Source organism: uncultured Senegalimassilia sp., from assembly GCF_934632265.1.
GTDB lineage: Bacteria > Actinomycetota > Coriobacteriia > Coriobacteriales > Eggerthellaceae > Senegalimassilia.
Genome location: NZ_CAKTYH010000144.1, coordinates 1 through 4,147, shown reverse-complemented (window position 1 = coordinate 4,147; position 4,147 = coordinate 1). Strand labels below are relative to the sequence as shown.

Annotated in this window: 2 protein-coding genes and 1 pseudogene; all 3 read left to right on the top strand. The window is 60.7% G+C overall.

Features of this window, described 5'->3' with window-relative positions:
• A partial coding sequence (locus Q0H50_RS08655) for a DUF4430 domain-containing protein (RefSeq protein WP_294421465.1) occupies positions 1 to 839 on the top strand: 839 nt, incomplete at its 5' end.
• Positions 840 to 911: 72 nt separating this feature from the next.
• On the top strand, positions 912 to 3,596 hold the full coding sequence (locus tag Q0H50_RS08650) for an ATP-binding cassette domain-containing protein (protein WP_294421463.1): 2,685 nt from the start codon (positions 912 to 914) through the stop codon (positions 3,594 to 3,596).
• A gap of 241 nt (positions 3,597 to 3,837) precedes the next feature.
• Positions 3,838 to 4,147 (top strand): annotated as a pseudogene (locus Q0H50_RS08645) (ECF transporter S component); the annotation flags it as partial.

Sequence of the window (4,147 nt, the reverse complement as noted above, 5' to 3'; positions counted from 1 at the left end):
ATGCTGCCCGCCGCAGCTCGGCGGAAGCAGCGGCTTTGACTGCGGGTTCGGCGCCTTCCGTACAGCAGCTGCATTCAGGCTCTGCTTCCCGCCTTTCCCCGAAGGTGAAAGGCGGCATCATTGCGCTCCTTGCCGCATCGGTGCTGCTCGTCTCCGTCGGCGCTTTTGCCCTTGCGGGCGGCTTCGGGGGGCAAGACGGATCGCCTGCGCAGTCCTCTGCTCAGGAAGAGCAGACTACGGAGCAAGGCAGCGCAACGGCGACGAAAGTGACCGCTGAAGTCAAAGTCGAAGCCGAATCGGAAATGCACTCGAATACGGAATCCGATTCTCCCGACCAGAGTGGAGAATCCGATTCCTCCACTGAGCAAAACGCCGATTCCGATTCAGCCGCTAACGGCGGCGGCAACGGCGGCGATGCGTCTGCGGATTCCGGCGCCACTGCGAGCGCGTCCTCCCAGCCTCCCGCCTCGTCGTCGGGCGATTCCGGATCGCAAGCTTCCGGCTCCGAAGGCCAGCAGTTTCCCGCGGCCGATATCGTCACCGTGTCGGTTTCGGTCTCCAGCAACGCCGTCGGCAATCCGGTTTCCGCTAGCGGGTCGTACTCGTTCAATCCCGGTGCTACGCCCTATGATGCGCTCTGCGCCCTGGGCTTGTCGGTCAACGCGCGCAGTACTTCGTACGGAACCTACGTCGCCGCTATCGGCGGGCTTGCCGAAAAGGAGCACGGCGGAACCTCCGGTTGGATGTATTCCGTCAACGGCAGCACGCCCATGACGGCGTGCACTAACTACGTGCTTTCTAGCGGCGACGTGGTCGTTTGGTACTATGTAACCGGTTAAGGAAGCCGTTGTTCGAGAATGTAAGGCCGGGGTGCGCCCCGGCCTTTTCCATGAAGCTGAGATGACCGCTGCATGAACGCGCCCCCCGGCGACAAGGTGGTGTGCCCCCGCCTCTTCCGTGGAGCTGAGATACCTTATATGACTTGCGTGTTCCATGCCTATCACCCAATCGTTCCCTTCGTGTTCATCGCGTGCGCGCTCGCGTTGAGCATGGGATGCATGCATCCCATCTACGTGGCCTTGTCCCTTGCGGGGGCGTTAGCGTGCTCGGCGGTATGCCGTGGCGGGCGTGCAACCTTGCTTTCGCTGAGATGGGTTGTTCCGCTCTGCCTTATCGTGGCGGCGGCGAATCCGTTTTTCGTGGCATCTGGCTCTACCGAACTGTTCCGTATCGGGTCGCGAGCCGTGTATGCCGAGGCGGTCATCTACGGCTTATGCTCAGGCGGCATGTTCGCCGCCGTGTTCCTATGGTTCGCTTCCTATTCGGCTTGTCTGGATAGCCAACGCACCATGATGCTGTTCGGGCGTCTGCTTCCCGTCGTCACCTTGATGGTGTCGCAGGTTTTGCGCCTGGTCCCTCAATTCGTTTCGCGTGGGCGCGCGGTTTTGGCGGTGCAAAACGCCGCCAGTGCCGCGACGGCGCAAACCAAGCGCGAAAAAGCCGCAGCTCGTTTGCGCGTGGTGAACGTCCTCATGGGTTGGGGAATGGAGGATTCCCTTGAACGTAGCGATGCCATGCGCGCCCGCGGCTACAATTGCGGCGCAAAGCGCACGTCGTATCGCCGATTCCGCATCGGGCGCGCCGATGTCTGCGTGCTTGTCTGCTTGTTGTTCCTGGTAACAGCTTCAGTGGCTTGCGCGGTGGCAGAATTGTCGGGGGTATGCGTTCTATCCGACCATGAAGGCAGCTGGCCCCTGGTGGCATTTTGCGCCTTATGCTCTGCTCATGCTGTTCCCGGTCGCCCTATCCATCCTGGATTGGTGGCGTTGGAGGTCATGCCGATGAATCCTCAAAACCATTCTATTGTTGAAAACAATATCGATACTGCCGAAGAATCCCCGGTTCCTGCAGCGTGGGCGAACGATCGAGCACCCGTGCTCCCCGGACGCTCTTGCGGGGCGGCGATATCCGGCGCTACGCCGTCGTGCGCTCCCAAGGACGCTTCTCGTCCCTGCGTCGATGTAATCGAAGATTCTCCTGTTCCCGCAGTGCAGCTGAGCGACTACTCCTTTGCGTATCCATTCGAAGAAGGCGATTGCCGCGAATCGCGTGCGGTTTTGAGAAATGTGAACCTTCGCATCGAGCAGGGAGCGTTTTGCGTCCTCGTTGGGGCCACCGGCTCGGGAAAGAGCACTCTTTTGCGTTCCCTCAAACCTGAACTCGCCCCGGCTGGCGAATCGTCGGGCGATATCTTCGTGCTCGGTCGTTCTCTGAAGCCGCATAGGCCACGCCGCGCTGTGGGCCATCCGGTCGTTCAGCCTGTCAATCTTTCCGAAAACCCGTCCGCAAATCCGTCCGCAAACCCGATAACTCCGCTGGAATCAGCCCAGCTCATCGGCTATGTCATGCAAGATCCCGCGGCGCAAATCGTGTGCGATACCGTTTGGCACGAGTTGGCGTTCGGCCTGGAGAACCTGGGAACCGAACCCGATCAGATGCGCCGGCGCATCGCCGAGGTCGCGCACTTCTTCGGCATCGAGCCATGGATCAGGTCGAAAACGGAAGATCTTTCGGGAGGTCAAAAGCAGCTTGTTAATCTGGCTGCCGTACTCGCGCTGCGCCCCAAGCTTCTGCTGCTTGACGAGCCGACCGCTCAGCTCGACCCTAATGCCGTCAAGCAGTTCCTGTTCATGCTTTCCCGCGTGAACTGTGAGCTCGGCATCACCGTCGTCATGGCCACGCATTCGCCAGAGGACGTTCGTCCGTACGCAACCCAACGCATCGACTTAAGCGCGCCCGGCCCGATTGGCGTGTTCGAGCGCGCAAAAGCCGCGTTGTTTCCGTATTTCGAAAGTCGACGCGCTCAGCTCGCCGATGCTGACGCAGCCTTGACCGCCCGTGACGTGCATTTCCGTTTCGACCGCCATGCGCCTTGGGTCCTGCGCGGGGTAGAGTTTCGCGTTCGGCAGGGCAGCGTCCATGCGCTTGTGGGTGGCAACGGATGCGGCAAAACCACGCTTTTGCGCTGTCTTGCCGGCGTTCTAACGCCGCAACGCGGCCGCATTGACAACAAGCTAGCAGCGTCTCAAGCGCTGTTGCCGCAAGACCCCAAGGCGCTTCTCGTGTGCGATTCCGTGCGCGAGGAGCTCATGGAGTGGGCATTGCGTTGCGCTTACGACGAGCAGGCCGCGCATGCCATGGCGCAGCGCTTCGGTTTGTCAGACCAGCTGAATCGTCATCCGTTCGATTTGTCCGGCGGACAGCAGCAAAAACTCGCGATCGCCAAGCTACTGCTCGTGCAGCCTCGGCTGCTGTTTCTTGATGAGCCTACGAAGGGTCTCGACCCTGCATCGACTGCCGATCTTTCGCGCATCGTCAAGGCGTTGGCGGCGAAGGGCAAAACCATCGTCCTGGTCACGCACGATTTGGACTTCGCATTCGCCACGGCTGACGAGGTCTCCATGCTCTTCGACGGAGAACTCGCCTGCACGGAACCAGTTCAGGACTTTTTCGAAAACAACCTGATTTACCGTCCGAATTCAGAATGCCGCTTCTTCGGGCAAATCGCGGAAGACGGTGCAGCTCATGACGAATAGGGAACCAAGGGAGGCCGGGGTCTTCGGGCAAAACCCCCAAAGCCCAGAACGCGGCGAATTGCGATCTTCCGATCGAAGCGCCTCGCAGAACGCACAGCAAGCCGCAGAGCGTGATAGGAACGGCGCGGAGACGCTGGGCACCGCGGCTCAAAATCCGTTCGCTCGTCCTAAGCGCGGTTATCGCGCAAAAGGCCGAATCGTCCTGGAAGCGCTATCGATCTGCGCGACACCTGCAATTCTGGTGGCATGCACGCTCACGGATACCGACCAGACGGCGCTTCTGTCCCTTGCGGTTGTTCTCGCATCGCTCGGCGTATTCTTTGCGACGTACGAATTCTCTGCCCCGCGCTTGCGCGACATCATGCCGACGGTGGTTCTAGCCGCGCTCGCCGCAGCAGGGCGAATCCTGTTCGCCCCCATCCCGGAGTTCAAGCCGGTAAGCGCGATTGCCATCATAGCCGGCGTGGTGTTCGGCCGGAAAAGCGGGTTCATGGTGGGCGCGTTGGCCGCACTAGCGTCGAACTTCTTCTTCGGCCAGGGCCCTTGGACTC

Excerpts from the sequence above, each read along its gene's own strand:
- Q0H50_RS08650 (WP_294421463.1), top strand. The coding sequence starts at position 912 with ATGAACGCGCCCCCCGGCGACAAGGTGGTGTGCCCCCGCCTCTTCCGT.